Genomic DNA, 17,183 nt, shown 5'->3' on the forward strand with positions numbered 1-17,183 from the left:
TGCCTTTTTATTAAAACTTTTTCTAGGTTGATAAGGATTTGGTCTTATAAATTCAATAGGAATATATTTAATTTCTGTCTGTGCATTTTTCATTTCCCCATCCCTCTTCCGATGTTCGTTATAATAATACTTCTATAAATAACCTAACCTTCCTTCATTTTTCTAAAAAAATCGTTCGACATTTTCCCTTATTTTACAACGGCATTCTCTTAGGACTGCCTGCCATTCTCGGATATTTTTTTGGAGTTGGTTTAATCTTTTTAATTATTATCAAACTATGCTCTATATTACTATTAGGCAGAGTAATAAATTGTTTTTCCTCAATTCTTCCACCCAATGTTTCAATAGCATTAACTGCCTCATCTACTTCCTCATCTATACTAGAACCTTTCATAGCAATAAAATAGCCACCAATCTTAACAAAAGGTAGGCAATACTCACTTAAAATATTTAATGATGCTACTGCTCTTGAAATACTAATATCAAACTTTTCTCTATATACAGGATCTTTTCCAAAATCCTCCGCCCTACCGTGAAAAGTTTTAACATCCTTTAAATTTAATTGATTTATAACCTCATTTAAAAACTTTATCCTTTTATTTAAACTATCTAATAGTACTAATTTTATATCATTTTCTAGTATTTTTAAAGGGATTCCTGGAAATCCTCCTCCCGTACCTACATCAATAATCTTAATACTATCATCAAATAATTTAGTAGACAAAGGGGTTAAGCTATCTAAAAAATGTTTAATATCTATTTCTTCATCTCTAGTTATTGCTGTTATATTAATCTTTTCATTCCATTCTTTCAATAGTTTTTTATATATTATAAACTTCTCAATTTCATCATTACTTATAGATAAGTTTAACTCATCTACACCTTCTATTAAAGTATCAACATTATACATTTTTATCACCCCTTAATTATCTTTTTAATTTTTCTAAATGTATTAACAATACATTAATATCTGCTGGGGAAACCCCCGATATTCGTGATGCTTGACCTATAGAGTCTGGTTTAATATTATTTAATTTTTGCACTGCTTCAATTCTCATCCCTTTAACCTTACTGTAATCAAAATCAGTAGATAGTTTCTTTTCTTCTAACTTTTTAAACTGTTCTATTTGAGCCATTTGTTTTCTTATATATCCTTCATATTTTATATGAGTTTCTACTTGCAACTTTATTTCTCTTGGTAGACTTGGCCTGCTTTCATCTAAGACCTTAAGTAACTCATAATTTAGTTCTGGTCTTTTTATTAATTCATATAAACTAGATGTGGTTTTTAAACTAGATGTCTTCCATTTCTCAAGTAAATCATTTACTTCTGGTTTCGGTGTTATTTTTACTTCTCTAAGCCTACTAAGTTCCCCTTCAACTAATTCTTTTTTTACTAACATTTTTTTATATCTTTCTTCACTAACAAGACCTATTTTATAACCTTTTTCGGTCAGTCGTAAATCTGCATTATCTTGTCTTAAGGTTAACCTGTATTCTGCTCTTGAAGTCATCATTCTATAAGGTTCATTTGTACCTTTTGTCACTAAATCATCTATTAATACACCTATATAAGCCTCAGATCTGTCTAAAATAAATGGTTTTTCTCCTTTTATCTTTAATACTGCATTAATTCCCGCCATTAGTCCCTGTGCAGCAGCTTCTTCATAACCAGAGGATCCATTTATTTGTCCAGCATAATATAAATTTTCTATACTATTATGTTCAAGAGTAGTCTTAAGGATTGTTGGGTCTATACAATCATATTCTATTGCATGGGCAATTCTCATAAACTCTACTTTCTCAAGACCTATAATAGTACGATACATTTCCAATTGTACTTCTTCGGGAAGAGTACTACTTCCTCCTTGTACATACATTTCTTTTGTATCTAATCCTTCTGGTTCTATAAATATCTGATGTCTATCCTTATCAGCAAATCGCACTATTTTATCTTCTATTGAAGGACAATATCTTGGCCCAACTCCTTTAATATCACCAGAATACATTGATGCTCTGTGTAAATTATTTCTAATTATTTCATGGGTCTTTTCAGTTGTATAAGTCAAATGACAAGGTTTTTGTTCAAAGTTAAAATCCTTTCCTATATTTAAAAAAGAAAAGGGAATTACTTCTTCATCTCCTGGCTGTAATTCCATCTTAGAAAAATCTAAGCTATCTTTATGAACCCTAGCAGGAGTCCCAGTCTTAAATCGTCTTAATTTAATTCCTATTTTTTCTAAGGATTCGGATAATATATTAGCAGGAGATAATCCTTCAGGCCCACTAGAGTAGTTAACCTCACCTATAAATATTCTACCTCTTAAATAAGTTCCTGTAGCTAATATAATAGCCTTCCCATAAAATACAGCTCCTGTTCTAGTTATAACCCCTTTTACCTTACCATCTTCCACTACTAAATCTACAACTTCACCTTGACGTAAATTTAAATTTTCCTCATTTTCTAAAGTTTTTTTCATTTCCTTATGATATTTCTTCTTATCAGCTTGAACTCTTAAAGAATGAACTGCAGGTCCTTTAGAGGTATTTAACATTCTACTTTGGATAAAAGACTTATCGATATTTAAAGCCATCTCCCCACCTAAAGCATCTATTTCCCTTACTAAATGTCCTTTTCCAGTACCCCCAATATTAGGGTTACATGGCATAGCTGCAACAGATTCAAGACTTATTGCAAGCATTAAAGTTTTCATTCCCATTCTTGCACTGGCCAAACCTGCTTCACAACCTGCATGTCCTGTTCCCACAACTATTACATCATATTTTCCTGCGACAAATTTTTGCATTTCTTTCACCATCCACCACCTTCCTCATATTTTATTTTCCAATGCAAAATTCAGAAAATATTTTATCTAATACATCTTCTGAAACTGTAGAACCTGATATTTCTCCTAAGTTCTCCCAACAACTTCTTAAATCTACTTCTATACAGTCTAAAGGTAAATTACTATTTATTCCTACTATAGAATCCTCTATATTAGTTTTAGCTTTTACAAGTTGATTTTTATGTCTAACATTGGAAACTATAGTATCATCTTTAAGTTCTACTTCACCAGAATAAAATATATTTTTAATAGCCTTTTCTACTTCCCCTATTCCTTCATCCTTAGTAATAGAGGTATTAATAATAATTTTCTCAGATACAAATTGTTCTAAATCTTCTTTAGTGTATTTTGGAGGTAAATCAGTTTTGTTTAATAAGATTATAGCATTTTTATCCTTAACAATCTCTAATATATCATAATCTTCCTTAGAAAGTTCTACAGAACTATCAAAGATTGCAATAATTAAATCTGCCCTTTCAACTTCTTTCTTGGCTCTATCTACACCCATTTTTTCTACTAAATCTTCAGTATATCTAATTCCAGCAGTATCAATAAGCTTTAATGGAATTCCATCAATATTAGCATATTCTTCAATAATATCTCTAGTGGTTCCTGGAATATCAGTAACTATTGCCCTATTCTCTCTCAGTATAGAGTTTAAAAAAGAAGATTTTCCTACATTAGGTTTTCCAAGAATAACAGTATTTAATCCTTCCCTTAATATTTTACCTTTATCAGCCGTACTTATCAATTGTTCAATATCTCCTAATACAATATTAGCCTTTTCATCTAATTCTTCATAAGTTACTTCCTCAATATCCTCATCAGAAAAATCAATTGAAACCTCTACATGGGCTATCATATCCAACAAAACATTTTGGATATCTTGTATTTTAGAAGACAATCCACCTTCTAATTGATTTAAAGACAATTCATAGCTTTTATTTGTTTTTGCTTTAATGATATCTATAACTGCTTCTGCTTGAGACAGATCTAGTCTACCATTTAAAAATGCCCTTTTAGTAAACTCTCCAGCATCAGCTAACCTAGCATCATTGTTTAGAATTATTTCTAGTATATTAGTAACCGAAATAATTCCACCATGACAATATATTTCAACTATATCTTCCCTTGTATAAGTATGAGGGGCCTCCATATATACCATTAACACTTCATCTACTATTTTGCTATCTTCTGGCCTTATAATATAGCCATAGTTTAATTTTCTATTTTCTATATTTTCAATTTTTTTATTATTTTTTCTCTTAAATATTTTTTTTACTATCTCTGAGGACTTTGGCCCACTCATTCTAACTATTCCAATTCCAGCTTCTCCTACTGCAGAAGATATAGCAGCAATTGTATCACTCATTACTTATCACCCCTTCTAGATAAGACAAACCCAGTTTTCACTGGGTTTAGATTATCTTAATTCTATGACAATTTTCCTATAAGGCTCTTTTCCTTCACTATAAGTTTTAATATTTTCTTCGTCCTGAAGGGCAGAATGAATAATCCTTCTTTCATAAGGGTTCATAGGCTCTAATTTAACAGGCCTATTACTACTTTTAGCTTTACGTGCCATTTTGTTTGCTAATCTTATTAAGGTTTCTTCTCTTCTTTCCCTATATCCTTTAACATCAACTATAGTTTTTATATAATTTTCCCTATCTTTATTTACAACTAAACTTAAAAGATATTGGATAGCATCTATAGTATTCCCTCTTCTTCCTATTACTATTCCTGTATCTGATGAAACTATATCCGTTATTTCTACATGCAATATAGAGCCTTCTTTTTTTACCATGCTAGTGCCTTCAATATCCATCTTATTTAAAAGTTCATCTATAAAGCTTTTTGCTATTTTCACTGGGTCATTAACAACTGTTATTTTTACCTTTGCTTCTTTAGTCCCAATAAATCCAAAAATTCCTTTACTTGGCTCTTCTAAAATTTCAGTAGTAACGTCGTCCTTATCTGCACCAAGCTCCCTCAATCCTTCTCTAATAGCTTCTTCTACAGTTTTAGCAGTTTTTACTACAGACCTCATATTAATCTAAATCCTCCTTAATCTTGCCCAAAGACCTATTAGTAATCAACGATTGGACTATCTGGAATGTATTTCCGATTACCCAATATAAAGCTAATCCTGCTGGAAAACTTCTTGCCGCCCAAAATATCATAAAAGGTAACATAATATTCATAGTTCTTTGGGTGCTTCCCGCTTTTGGATCGGTAGCAGTTTCTGCAGTCATTAATTTACTTTGTAAAAACGTTGTAACTCCAGCTAATAATGGTAACCCCCATAAATATGGGTCTGGCTGTTCTAAATTTTTAATCCAGAGAAAAGTTTTACTTATGGCTGCATAAGCTGCTTCACTTTTAAAAACGTATTCAATTGGCTCTCTCATTACACGAAAAAAACCGAAAAGTATAGGTAATTGAACAAGCATTATTAAACATGAACCGAAAGGGTTCATATTATTTTCTTTATAAAGTTCCATTGTCTTAGCTTGTTGTGTTTGCGGATCATTTTTATATTTTTCCTGTATTTCTTTTAACTTAGGTTGGATCTCTTGCATTTTTCTTGTAGACTTACTTTGTGCTAAACCTAATGGCAATAATATAAGTTTAAATATTATAGTAGTAAGAATTATTGCTATAGCATAAAACGAAATAATTTCTGGCTCTACACCACCACCAGCCTTAGATATCATATCGAATACAAATTTCAGTAGAGCCCCTAATGGTTTGGCAAATAACTTTGACATAATTAACCCCCTATCATTCAAGTGGATCATATCCTCCAGGATTAAATGGATTACATCGGACTATTCTTTTTACTGTTAGGTAACTTCCTTTAAAAAAACCATACTTACTATAAGCTTCTATAGAGTACTGGGAGCAAGTTGGATAAAATCGACAATGTCTTCCTACAAGAATATATTTTGAAATATACTTTTGATAAAATTTTATTAAAAGTATAACTATTTTCGACATTCAACTCACCTAGTCCTTAGTAGATGACTTCTTTTTAGCAATCCAAGCATTGCATCTTCAATCTCTTCATAAGTAGCACCTTTTGTTCTTATTTTTGGAATGAAAATTAAGTCATATCCTCCTACTACCCTATTACTATTCAATCTGTAAATTTCTTTCATCTGTCTCCGAATTCTATTTCTTTCTACACTATTTCCATATTTTTTCGTTAAAGAAAAGCCCACCCTTGTATAATTTTGTCCATTTTTCATAGTATATAAAACTACATATTTATTCCAGTAATTTTTACCTCTTTTATAGATTTTTTGAAATTCACTGTTTTTTCTAAGTCTATATCTTTTATCCATGGGAATACTCCTTAGTATTACTATAAAAAGGCCACTTCTGCGGCCTTATGCTGATAATTTCTTTCTGCCTTTCCTTCTTCTTCTCTTAATAACTTCTCTTCCGGACTTAGTTTTCATTCTACTTCTAAACCCATGATTTTTACTTCTTTTTCTTTTTTTTGGTTGATAAGTTCTTTTCATTACTTGTACACCTCCTTAAAAATTCAAACAATAGATATCTATTATAATTATAGTTTTCCCAAAGAAAACATAAATACTACTATTGATTATAATTGTAGCAACTATTTATGTCAAGAATTTTAAACTAATGCTATCCACAGTAAAATTAATCACAAATTTTAATATTGTGGATAAAACTGTTGATAATTGTGTTAGATTTTGATAATATAAAATAGGGTGTGGATATTTACATAAAAAACTATCCTTCTATTAGGTTATACACAAAGTGTGGATATCTTGTGCATAACTATTGATTCCAGTTTTTAAAATATAGTAACACCCTCTTAACTTCAAGGTTATTATCCACATTTAATATATCATAATAATTGTGGGTAATATTATTTTTATTCGTTTTTCCTCAATTATTAACAAAATGTCAATATAATATCCACAAAATCCAATTTATTTATTATAAAAATATTTTTATGCTTTTTAAATTATTCTGTGGATAATTATGTTGATAATTAGCTTTTACGTTATAAACTTTTTTATTATGGTTATAATTTCTAACTAAATAGGAGGATTAAAATATGGTTTCTAACTTAGAAGATATTTGGAATAATACATTAAAATTAATAAAAGTTGAACTTACAGAAGTAAGTTTTAATACATGGTTAAAACCCATTGAACCATTATCTATGGAAAATGATGACATATTGCTTGCAGTTCCAAATGATTTTACTAAAAGCATTTTAGAAGGCAGGTATCTAAATCTAATAAAAAACGCTATAAAGCAAGCAACTAATAAAAATTACGATATTAGTTTTACTATACCCGGCGAAAATTCAATAGCTACTAATAATATTGATAATAAACAACAACAAAACGTTGAAAATTCAGATATGAAGCAAAGATCTCAACTAAACCCAAAATATACATTTGATACTTTTGTTATTGGAAACAGTAATCGTTTTGCTCACGCAGCATCTTTAGCTGTTGCAGAAGCCCCTGCACAAGCTTACAATCCCTTATTTATATATGGAGGTGTAGGGTTAGGAAAAACTCATTTAATGCATGCAATAGCTCATTATGTTCTAAATCAAAATATTAAATCAAAGGTTGTTTATGTTTCTTCTGAGAAATTTACAAATGAACTAATTAACTCAATAAGAGATGACAGAAATGATGAATTTAGAAACAAATATAGAAATATTGACGTCCTATTAATAGATGATATTCAGTTTATAGCTGGTAAAGAAAGGACTCAGGAAGAGTTTTTTCACACATTTAATTCATTACATGAAGCAAATAAACAAATTATTATATCTAGTGATAGACCCCCTAAAGAAATTCCTACTTTAGAAGATAGATTAAGATCCAGATTTGAATGGGGGCTTTTAGCTGATATACAAGCTCCAGATTTAGAAACAAGAATTGCTATTCTTAGAAAAAAAGCAAGTGTGGAAAATATAAGCGTTCCCAATGATGTGATGCACTATATAGCAACTAAAATACAATCTAATATTAGAGAACTGGAAGGTGCTCTCATTCGCATAGTAGCCTATTCTTCTTTGACTAATAAAGAAGTAACGGTAGAACTAGCTGAAGAAGCATTAAAAGATATTATTGCCAATAACAAACCTAAAGAAATTACTGTAGATCTTATTAAAAAAATAATTACTGAGCATTATGATATTAAATTAGAAGATTTCAATTCAAAAAAAAGGACAAGGGCTATAGCCTTTCCGAGACAAATTGCTATGTATTTAACTAGAGAATTAACAGATTTATCTTTACCTAAGATAGGAGATGAATTTGGAGGTAGAGATCACACTACCGTTATACATGCATGTGATAAAATATCTAAAGAAATGGAAGAAAGTGAAGATTTTAGTGGTAAAATTGAATCTGTAATAAAAGAAATTAAAGGGGAATAATCAACAAAAATCTGTTAATAAGGCTGTTAATAAACTGTTGACATTTTAAAGAATGTCAGTTCTGTTGATTAGTGTGGATAAAAATGATAGTTATTATTTTATTATACACAAGTTATTAAATCCAATAACTTTACAAATTCAGCTACTAGATAGGGTTATCCACATATAAACACCCCCTATTACTATTACTACTATATATATCCTTCTATCTTTCTATATAGCAAAATTAAGGAGGTCATTTTCAATTGAGAATACAAGTAGAACAAAGAGATTTATCAAAAGGAACAAATATAGTACAAAAGGGAATTTCTTCAAAAACAACTTTACCAATATTAGATGGTATATTAATTGAGACGAAAAATGATAAAATTAAATTAACAGGTACTGATTTAGACATAGGAATAGAAACTTATGTAAAAGCAGATATATTGGAGGAAGGTTCTATTGTAGTAAATTCCAAAATTTTTAGGGACATTGTTAGGATGTTACCTAATGCTCCTATTGATATAAAAGTAGTAGATAATAATATTAATATAGTTTGTGAAAATACTGAATTTAATTTAGTAGGTAATCCAGCTAATGAATTTCCAGAGTTACCTACGTTAATAGATAAGCTTAGTTTTAATATACCCAGAGATTTATTTAAAGAATCTATAAGACAAACAGTTTTTGCAACTACTCAAGATGAAACTAGACCTATTTTAACTGGAGTACTTCTGGAAATTGTAAAAGGTCAAGTTTCTTTTGTAGCTTTAGATGGTTATAGATTAGCTTTAAGAAACATAAATATTGAATCATCAGAGGATGTAAAAATAGTTATTCCAAGTAGAACCTTAAACGAGTTAACTAAAATTCTTGAAGATGATGAAGAAGATTTAAAAATTACATTAGCTCCTGGTCATATTATTTTTGACATAGGTGAAACATTAGTTTTCTCAAGACTATTAGAAGGACAATTTTTAAATTATAGAGATATTATCCGAAATGATCATAAAACAAAACTTATAGTAGATAAAAAATTATTACAAGATAGTTTAGGGAGAGCATCTTTACTGGCAAGAGAAGAAAAAGCAAATTTAGTAAAATTAAACATATCTAATGATAAGATTGTAATTAAATCTAATTCTGAAATTGGAAATGTATATGAAGAGTTGTTGGTAGATTTAGAAGGTGAAGATTTGAATATTGCTTTTAATTCTAGATATATTTTAGATGGTATTAAGGTTATTGATTCTGAGGAATTAGAATTATACTTTATGGGAAGTTTAAATCCTTGTATTATTAAACCAGCTGGTGTAGATAACTACACTTATTTAGTATTACCAGTAAGATTGGCACAAGAAGATTATTAAGGAAAGGATATTTATGAAAAAAATAAAAATAGAAACAGAATATATTAAATTAGACCAGTTTTTAAAATATATTGGGGTAGTTGAAACTGGCGGTGAAGGAAAGATAATTATTAAAAATGGAAATATTAAGGTAAACGGCAAAATAGCCACGGAAAGGGGTAAAAAAGTAAGAAAAGATGATAAGATAGAGATATTAGGCATAGGAGAGTATATTGTGATATGATAGATGGAGCTTTTATTTTGTGAGGTGCTTTTATTGTATGTTAAAAATCTTAGGCTTATAAATTTTAGAAACTATGGTAGTTTAAATATTCAACTAAATAAAGGTGTTAATTTATTCATAGGAAAGAATGCTCAAGGAAAGACTAATTTACTAGAATCTATATATTTTTGTTCTACAGGAAAATCTTTTAAGACAAATTCCGACAAAGATATAATTAATTTTAATAAAAATGTAAGTTATATTGGAGCATTATTAAAATCCCAGAACAAGGAAAAATTAATAGAAATTAAATTAGACAGAAATAAAACAAAAATAATTAGAATAAATAAAGTTGAGTTAGAAAAGCACAAAAGATTACACAGCGGTCTAAATGTTGTTATTTTTTCTCCAGAAGATTTAAGGCTAATAAAAGATGGACCTTTTGTAAGGAGAAATTTTTTAGACATGGAGATTATTCAAATAAAGCCTTTGTATGAATATAATATTAGTAGATACAATAAAATACTTTTTCAACGGAATAATTTATTAAAATCTAAAAAAAATAATGGACAACTTTTGGATATTTTTGATTTTCAACTAGCAAATATAGGAACTGAAATTATTATTGAACGAAATAAATTTATAAATGATCTTTCTTATGTATCAAATTTAGTTCATAAAAAACTGACTAATAATATGGAAGATTTAACATTAAATTATATTACAAATGTAACTGAAACAAAAAATGTAAAAGATATAATTGAAAAAGATTTTTTATATAGACTAAAACAAAATAGAAAAAGGGATTTATTTAAAGGTACTACAGGAATAGGGCCTCATAGGGATGATATTAAAATTCTTATTAATGATCTTGACACTAGGTCCTTTGCTTCACAAGGTCAGCAAAGGACCGCTGTTTTGTCGATTAAATTAGCAGAAGTTGAACTTATAAAAAAAGAAAAAGGTGAATATCCTATATTACTTCTTGATGATGTACTATCCGAATTAGATGAAGATAGAAGAAAGTATTTAATAAATAATTTTAGTAATTTACAAACCATAGTAACCTCCACAGATGTGATTGAAATAGAGGAAATGGAAGATATAAAGAAAAAGATATTTTATATAAATAATGGAGATGTATATGAAAAAGGGGATATATAATATGTTTTTACACATTGGAGAAAATAATTTGATACCTAAAAAAGAAATAGTGGCAATAATTGATGCTAAAGCTTCTCTAAAATCTGAGGACACTAAAAACCTATTAGAATTTATGGGAGAAAGAATTGATGTCAACAGGGAAGATAAAAACATTAGAACTTATATCATAACTTCTAAAAACAAAATATATAAGTCAAAAATTTCTTCTAAAACACTTGTAAGGAGAAGTTATTAATTCTAAGAATTTAACTGTAATGGAGGGAAATAAATGACTAATAAAAATAGCAAAAGGGAATATTCAGTAGATCAAATTCAAGTATTGACAGGACTAGAACCAGTTAGAAAAAGACCTGGTATGTACATAGGTAGTACAGGACCAAAGGGTCTTCACCATTTGGTATATGAAGTAGTGGATAATAGTATAGATGAAGCTTTGGCTGGTGAATGTGATACTATATCTATTATTATAAATAAAGATAATTCTGTGACGGTAAAAGATAACGGAAGTGGTATTCCAGTAGGTATTCATCCTCAAACAGGAAAATCAACAGTAGAAACTGTGTTGACTATACTTCATGCAGGTGGAAAATTTGATGCTGGAGCTTATAAAGTTTCTGGAGGGCTTCACGGAGTAGGTGTATCTGTAGTAAATGCTCTTTCAGGCTGGTTAATAGCTGAAGTTAAAAGAGATGGTAAAAAATATGTACAAAAGTTTAAAAAAGGTATACCAGAAACTGAATTAGAAGTTGTTGGAACTACAAAAGATACTGGTACTACCATTAGCTTTAAACCAGATGATGAAATTTTTGAGGATATTATATTTAATTTTGAAACATTAGAGCATAGACTTAGGGAAATGGCTTTTTTAAATAAAGGTATAAAAATAATATTAGAAGATAAAAGACATAGGGAAAAAGAGGAATTTCATTATGAAGGAGGAATTAAAGCCTTTGTAGAATATGTAAATAGAAATAAAACCCCTATTCATAAAGAAATAGTTTATTTTGAAATAGAAAAAGAAGGTACATCCGTTGAAGTTGCAATGCAATATACAGATTCTTATGCAGAAAATGTTTTTACCTTTGCTAACAATATAAATACTCAGGAGGGTGGAACTCATTTAAGTGGATTTAGATCAGCACTTACAAGAACTATAAATGATTATTCTAGAAGAAACAATTTTTTAAAAGAAAAAGAGGATAATTTTCAGGGAGATGACATTAGAGAAGGGTTAACAGCAATACTATCAGTAAAGCTTTTAGAACCACAATTTGAAGGACAAACCAAAACAAAATTAGGAAATAGCGAAGTAAGAAGTATTGTAGATTCCTTGGTTTCAGAAGAATTAGATAAGTTTTTAGAAGAAAATCCTAATCCAGCTAGAATAATTATAGAAAAAGCTTTACAAGCTTCAAGGGCAAGGGAAGCAGCAAGAAAGGCAAGAGAAATATCTAGAAAAAGAAGTATCTTAGATAATACTACTCTTCCAGGTAAATTAGCAGATTGTCAATCTAATGACTCTAAAATAACGGAAATATTCATAGTTGAAGGGGATTCAGCTGGAGGTAGTGCTAAGCAGGGAAGAGAAAGAGAATATCAAGCTATATTGCCTTTAAAAGGAAAAATAATGAATGTTGAAAAAGCTAGATTAGATAGAATATTGGGATTTGAAGAGATAAAGGCAATGATTACAGCTTTTGGTGTTGGAATAGGTAGTGAATTTGATATTAGTAAACTAAGATATGGAAAAATAATTATAATGACAGACGCCGACGTAGATGGGGCTCACATTAGAACTTTATTATTAACATTTTTCTACAGGTATACGAAAGAACTTTTAGAAAATGGACATATATATATTGCTCAACCTCCTTTATATAAAATATCAAAAGGAAGAGCTGAACATTATGTTTATAGTGATAATGAACTTGAAGAAATTGTTAAAGATATAGGTGATTCTAATTATTCAATACAAAGATATAAAGGGCTCGGGGAAATGAATCCAGAGCAATTATGGGAGACAACTATGGATCCTAGTACTAGAACTTTATTAAAAGTAAGTATAGAAGATGCTATGGCTGCAGATGAAATATTTACTACTTTAATGGGAGATAAAGTTAAACCTAGACGAGAATTTATACAAAAAAATGCTAAATTAGTTAAGAATTTAGATGTTTAAGGAGGGTAAAATATGGACAAAGAAACAGAAAAAGTAATAAATGTAAATATAGAAGAAGAGATGAAAAAGTCTTATTTAGATTATGCAATGAGTGTTATAGTAAGTAGAGCCCTTCCTGATGTAAGAGATGGATTAAAGCCTGTTCATAGAAGAATCCTTTATGCTATGAATGAACTAGGTCTTTCTCCTAATAAACAGTATAGAAAATCTGCAAGAGTAGTAGGAGATGTATTAGGTAAATATCATCCACATTCAGATACTTCAGTCTATGATGCTATGGTAAGACTTGCTCAAGATTTTAATACTAGATATACCCTAGTAGATGGTCATGGTAACTTTGGTTCAGTAGATGGTGATAGTCCAGCGGCCATGCGTTATACAGAAGTAAAAATGACTAAAATGTCTATAGAAATGCTTAGAGATATAAATAAAGACACAATAGATTATAGACCAAATTTTGATGAATCATTAAAAGAACCTGTAGTTCTTCCAAGTAGATTTCCAAACCTTTTAGTTAATGGTTCTTCTGGTATAGCAGTAGGTATGGCCACAAATATTCCTCCTCATAATTTAGGTGAGGTAGTTGATGGATTAGTTATGCTTATTGATAATCCAGATGTAGATATAGATGGGCTAATGAAATCTATTAAAGGTCCAGATTTTCCAACAGCAGCTTTAATTATGGGGTTAGAAGGAATAAATTCCGCTTACAAAACTGGAAGAGGAAAAATAAAAATAAGAGCTAAAGCCGAAATCGAGCAAATGAATAGAGGAAGAAATAGGATAATAGTAACAGAGCTGCCTTATCAGGTAAATAAAGCTAGATTGATTACAAAAATAGCTGAGTTGGTAAGAGATAAAAAGATAGAGGGTATTTCCGATCTTAGGGATGAATCTGATAGAAAAGGTATGAGAATGGTTATAGAAATAAAAAGGGATTCAAACCCTCGTGTTGTGCTAAATAAATTATATAAGCAAACACAACTTGAAGTAACTTTTGGGGTTATAATGCTTGCATTAGTAGACGATGAACCTAAAATACTAAATTTAAAAGAAATACTAACTCATTATTTAAACCATCAAAAAAATATTATTATAAAAAGAACTCAATTTGATTTAAATAAGGCAGAACAAAGGGCCCATATTTTAGAGGGGTTAAGAATAGCTTTAGATCATATTGACGAGGTAATTAATATAATTAGAAATTCTAAAGATGAAAAATTAGCAAAAGAAAAACTTATGAAAAGTTTTGGGCTTACAGATAAACAATCTCAAGCTATATTAGACATGAGACTTAGAAGGCTTACTGGTTTAGAAAGAGACAAAATTGATGAGGAATATGGAAAGCTTATAAAAGAAATAGCTAGATATAAAGAGATACTTGGTAATGAACAATTAATATACAAAATAATAAAAGATGAACTATTAGAAATAAAAGAAAAGTACGGTGATGATAGAAGAAGTGCAATAATGCCAGCAGATGATGAAATAGATATAGAAGATATGATAGAAGAAGAAGATGTAATAATAACTTTAACTCATCTTGGATATATTAAAAGAATGCCAGAAAACACCTATAGAGCTCAAAATAGAGGTGGTAGAGGAATTACGGCATTGACTACTAGAGATGAAGATTTTGTACAAGATTTATTTATTACATCAACTCATGATACAATACTCTTCTTTACTAATACTGGGAAAGTATATGCTCTAAAGGGTTATGAAATACCTGAAGGTGGAAGGCAAGCTAGAGGAACAGCTATAATTAACTTATTAAATATTAGTGGAGATGAAAAAGTAAATGCAGTAATACCTATTAAAACCTATCATGATAAGAATAATTTAGTATTTATGACTAAAGAAGGTACCATTAAAAAAACTTCTCTTGATGAATATCATAATATAAGAAAAACAGGTATAATAGCTATTAATTTAGATGAGGATGATGAATTAATAGATGTAAGAAAAACTGATGGAAATAAAGAAATTATAGTAATAACTAAAAATGGAATGGCCATTAGATTCCATGAAAAAGATGTAAGGATTATTGGTAGAGCCGCTAGAGGAGTTAAGGCTATTACATTAAATAAAGATGATAATGTAGTATCTATGGATCTTGTAAAAAAAGATGATTATTTAGTAGTAATAAGCGAAAAAGGTTATGGTAAGAGAACTCCTATGAAAAAATATAAGGTTCAAAATAGAGGCGGAAAGGGAGTTAAAACCTATAATATTAGAGAAAAAACTGGTAATTTAGTATCTGCTAAAGTTATATCTAAAGAAGATGAAATAATGATTATATCCTTAGCTAGTGTTATAATTAGATTAAAGGTAAAGGGTATATCTGAAATGGGTAGAAGTACTCAAGGAGTAAAATTAATGAGAATAAATGATGATGATAAGGTAATGGCAGTGGCAAAATATGTGGAAGAAGAATAAGCATACTCTAGAGTATGCTTATTCTTTACTTTGAAATGGTCTTATTATAGAATGTATATAAATTATATTATATTTAATCTTGAGGGGGTGGAAAATTGTGGCTTTAGATATGAAAATTAATTTTGATGAAGGGAAAAAAACTTGGATAATAGAACCTAAGGGAGAAGTAGATATCTACACTTCACCAAAGTTTAAAGAAGTCTTAACTAATGCGTTGAAAGATAAAAAAGGTGACATAATGATAAAAGGAGAAAACCTTAATTATCTAGATAGTACAGGATTAGGAGTTTTAATAAGTATATTGAAAAATACAAAGGAAATGGAACATGACATTATTATGACTGACATAAAACCAAATATTAAAAAGTTGTTTGATATTACTGGTTTAGATAAGGTATTTATAATCAAGGAGTGAAAAAAATGAATAATGAAGTTATAAAATTGGTATTACCCAGTAAGCCAGACTATGTAGGAGTTGTTAGATTAACAACATCTGCTATTGCAAACAATATAGGATTAGATATTGAAGGAATAGAAGATGTTAAAGTGGCTATTGCTGAGGCCTGTACTAATGCACTTGGTAAGAAGGACGAGCTATATATAAATTATAAAATAGAGAAAGATAAATTTATAATGGAAGTTCAAGATGTTATAGAAGATATAGAGGAAAATGAAAAAGAAAAAGAATTGGGTATATTAATTATAAAGTCCCTAATGGATGAAGTTTATTTTTCAAAAAAAGGTATTAAAATGATTAAAAATATAGAGGATGGTATTGATGAATAAACAGGTTCATTATAAAGATAAAGAAAATATAAACTATGAGAAATTAGATAATGAAACTTTGTTTAAAATATATAAAGAGACTCAAGATAATGATATTAGGGAATTGCTTATTGAAAAAAACTTGTATATAGCTGAAATACTTTCAAAAAAATATGTAAATAGAGGAATTGATTATGATGATATTTTTCAAGTTGCTTCTATAGGACTTATTTATGCTGTTGATAGATTTGATATAGATAAGGGCTATAAGTTTTCTAGCTTTGCAACACCTACTATTATAGGGGAAATAAAGAAACATTTTAGAGATAAAGGCTGGACTATAAGGGTACCAAGAAGAATACAAGAACTATCTAAAAAAATTAATAATGCAAAAATACATCTTAATCAAAAATTACAACATGCCCCTACAGTAGACGATATAGCAGAATATTTAAAGAGTACTCCAGAAGAGATATTAGAAGCTATGGAAGCAAGTAAAGTTTATACTCCTCAATCTTTAGATTTAACTTATGATTCAAGTACTGATGATAAGGATGTAAATTTATCAGATTTAATAGGTGTAGAAGATGAACATTTTGATAGGATTGAAAATAAAGATCTTTTAATAAAAGGAACAAAAGATCTAAATGATATGGAGAAAAAAATACTTATAGATAGATATTTTAATTTAAAAACTCAAGTATCTATAGCTGAAGAATTGGGCATATCTCAAATGACTGTATCAAGAATGGAGAAAAGAGTAATTGAAAAAATACAAAAAGAATTGAAAAAA

Annotated in this window: 18 protein-coding genes; 10 read left to right on the top strand and 8 right to left on the bottom strand. The window is 29.1% G+C overall.

Annotated elements, in window-relative coordinates:
* Window positions 1-193 precede the first annotated feature (193 nt).
* Genes rsmG through rpmH form a run of 8 tightly spaced genes read right to left on the bottom strand, consistent with a single transcriptional unit; the run spans window position 194 to window position 6,373 of the window.
* Window positions 194-910: a 16S rRNA (guanine(527)-N(7))-methyltransferase RsmG gene (rsmG, locus tag VK071_04855; protein HLR34644.1), complete on the bottom strand. Its 717-nt coding sequence runs from the start codon at window positions 908-910 to the stop codon at window positions 194-196.
* 16 nt (window positions 911-926) lie between these two features.
* On the bottom strand, window positions 927-2,819 hold the full coding sequence (gene mnmG / locus VK071_04860; GenBank protein HLR34645.1) for a tRNA uridine-5-carboxymethylaminomethyl(34) synthesis enzyme MnmG: 1,893 nt from the start codon (window positions 2,817-2,819) through the stop codon (window positions 927-929).
* A gap of 19 nt (window positions 2,820-2,838) precedes the next feature.
* Complete coding sequence (mnmE, locus tag VK071_04865; GenBank protein ID HLR34646.1) at window positions 2,839-4,218, bottom strand: tRNA uridine-5-carboxymethylaminomethyl(34) synthesis GTPase MnmE; 1,380 nt, start codon at window positions 4,216-4,218, stop codon at window positions 2,839-2,841.
* Window positions 4,219-4,269: 51 nt separating this feature from the next.
* Entirely contained in the window at window positions 4,270-4,896 is a 627-nt protein-coding gene (gene jag / locus VK071_04870; protein ID HLR34647.1) for an RNA-binding cell elongation regulator Jag/EloR, read from the bottom strand.
* Between the two features lies 1 nt (window position 4,897).
* Complete coding sequence (locus VK071_04875; protein ID HLR34648.1) at window positions 4,898-5,617, bottom strand: YidC/Oxa1 family membrane protein insertase; 720 nt, start codon at window positions 5,615-5,617, stop codon at window positions 4,898-4,900.
* A 13-nt stretch (window positions 5,618-5,630) separates the two neighbouring features.
* Window positions 5,631-5,846 (bottom strand): membrane protein insertion efficiency factor YidD, encoded by a 216-nt coding sequence (yidD, locus tag VK071_04880; GenBank protein HLR34649.1) that lies wholly within the window; start codon window positions 5,844-5,846, stop codon window positions 5,631-5,633.
* A gap of 5 nt (window positions 5,847-5,851) precedes the next feature.
* Entirely contained in the window at window positions 5,852-6,193 is a 342-nt protein-coding gene (rnpA, locus tag VK071_04885; protein ID HLR34650.1) for a ribonuclease P protein component, read from the bottom strand.
* A gap of 45 nt (window positions 6,194-6,238) precedes the next feature.
* Window positions 6,239-6,373: a 50S ribosomal protein L34 gene (gene rpmH, locus VK071_04890; protein HLR34651.1), complete on the bottom strand. Its 135-nt coding sequence runs from the start codon at window positions 6,371-6,373 to the stop codon at window positions 6,239-6,241.
* A 569-nt stretch (window positions 6,374-6,942) separates the two neighbouring features.
* On the opposite strand from rpmH, the gene dnaA reads away from it, so the two are divergent.
* The 10 genes from dnaA to VK071_04940 all read left to right on the top strand — a co-directional run.
* A complete protein-coding gene (gene dnaA / locus VK071_04895) occupies window positions 6,943-8,289 on the top strand; it encodes a chromosomal replication initiator protein DnaA (protein HLR34652.1) in 1,347 nt (448 codons plus the stop codon).
* 245 nt (window positions 8,290-8,534) lie between these two features.
* Window positions 8,535-9,641, top strand: a complete 1,107-nt coding sequence (gene dnaN, locus VK071_04900) for a DNA polymerase III subunit beta (protein ID HLR34653.1) — start codon at window positions 8,535-8,537, stop codon at window positions 9,639-9,641.
* A gap of 13 nt (window positions 9,642-9,654) precedes the next feature.
* Window positions 9,655-9,864, top strand: a complete 210-nt coding sequence (locus VK071_04905; GenBank protein ID HLR34654.1) for an RNA-binding S4 domain-containing protein — start codon at window positions 9,655-9,657, stop codon at window positions 9,862-9,864.
* Between the two features lie 33 nt (window positions 9,865-9,897).
* On the top strand, window positions 9,898-11,007 hold the full coding sequence (gene recF, locus VK071_04910; GenBank protein ID HLR34655.1) for a DNA replication/repair protein RecF: 1,110 nt from the start codon (window positions 9,898-9,900) through the stop codon (window positions 11,005-11,007).
* Between the two features lies 1 nt (window position 11,008).
* Entirely contained in the window at window positions 11,009-11,242 is a 234-nt protein-coding gene (locus VK071_04915; protein ID HLR34656.1) for an extracellular matrix/biofilm biosynthesis regulator RemA family protein, read from the top strand.
* Between the two features lie 33 nt (window positions 11,243-11,275).
* Window positions 11,276-13,186, top strand: coding sequence for a DNA topoisomerase (ATP-hydrolyzing) subunit B (gyrB, locus tag VK071_04920; GenBank protein HLR34657.1), 1,911 nt, complete (start codon window positions 11,276-11,278; stop codon window positions 13,184-13,186).
* 12 nt (window positions 13,187-13,198) lie between these two features.
* Window positions 13,199-15,625 carry a DNA gyrase subunit A gene (gyrA, locus tag VK071_04925; GenBank protein HLR34658.1) on the top strand — a complete coding sequence of 809 codons (2,427 nt, stop codon included), beginning with the start codon at window positions 13,199-13,201 and terminating at the stop codon, window positions 15,623-15,625.
* A gap of 97 nt (window positions 15,626-15,722) precedes the next feature.
* Window positions 15,723-16,040 (top strand): STAS domain-containing protein, encoded by a 318-nt coding sequence (locus VK071_04930; protein ID HLR34659.1) that lies wholly within the window; start codon window positions 15,723-15,725, stop codon window positions 16,038-16,040.
* A gap of 5 nt (window positions 16,041-16,045) precedes the next feature.
* Window positions 16,046-16,411 carry an ATP-binding protein gene (locus tag VK071_04935; protein HLR34660.1) on the top strand — a complete coding sequence of 122 codons (366 nt, stop codon included), beginning with the start codon at window positions 16,046-16,048 and terminating at the stop codon, window positions 16,409-16,411.
* Window positions 16,404-17,183 (top strand): SigB/SigF/SigG family RNA polymerase sigma factor (locus VK071_04940; protein ID HLR34661.1); only part of this gene is annotated, 780 nt, incomplete at its 3' end. The genes VK071_04935 and VK071_04940, both read left to right, overlap by 8 nt.

Source organism: Tissierellales bacterium (assembly GCA_035301805.1).
Lineage (GTDB): Bacteria > Bacillota > Clostridia > Tissierellales > DATGTQ01 > DATGTQ01.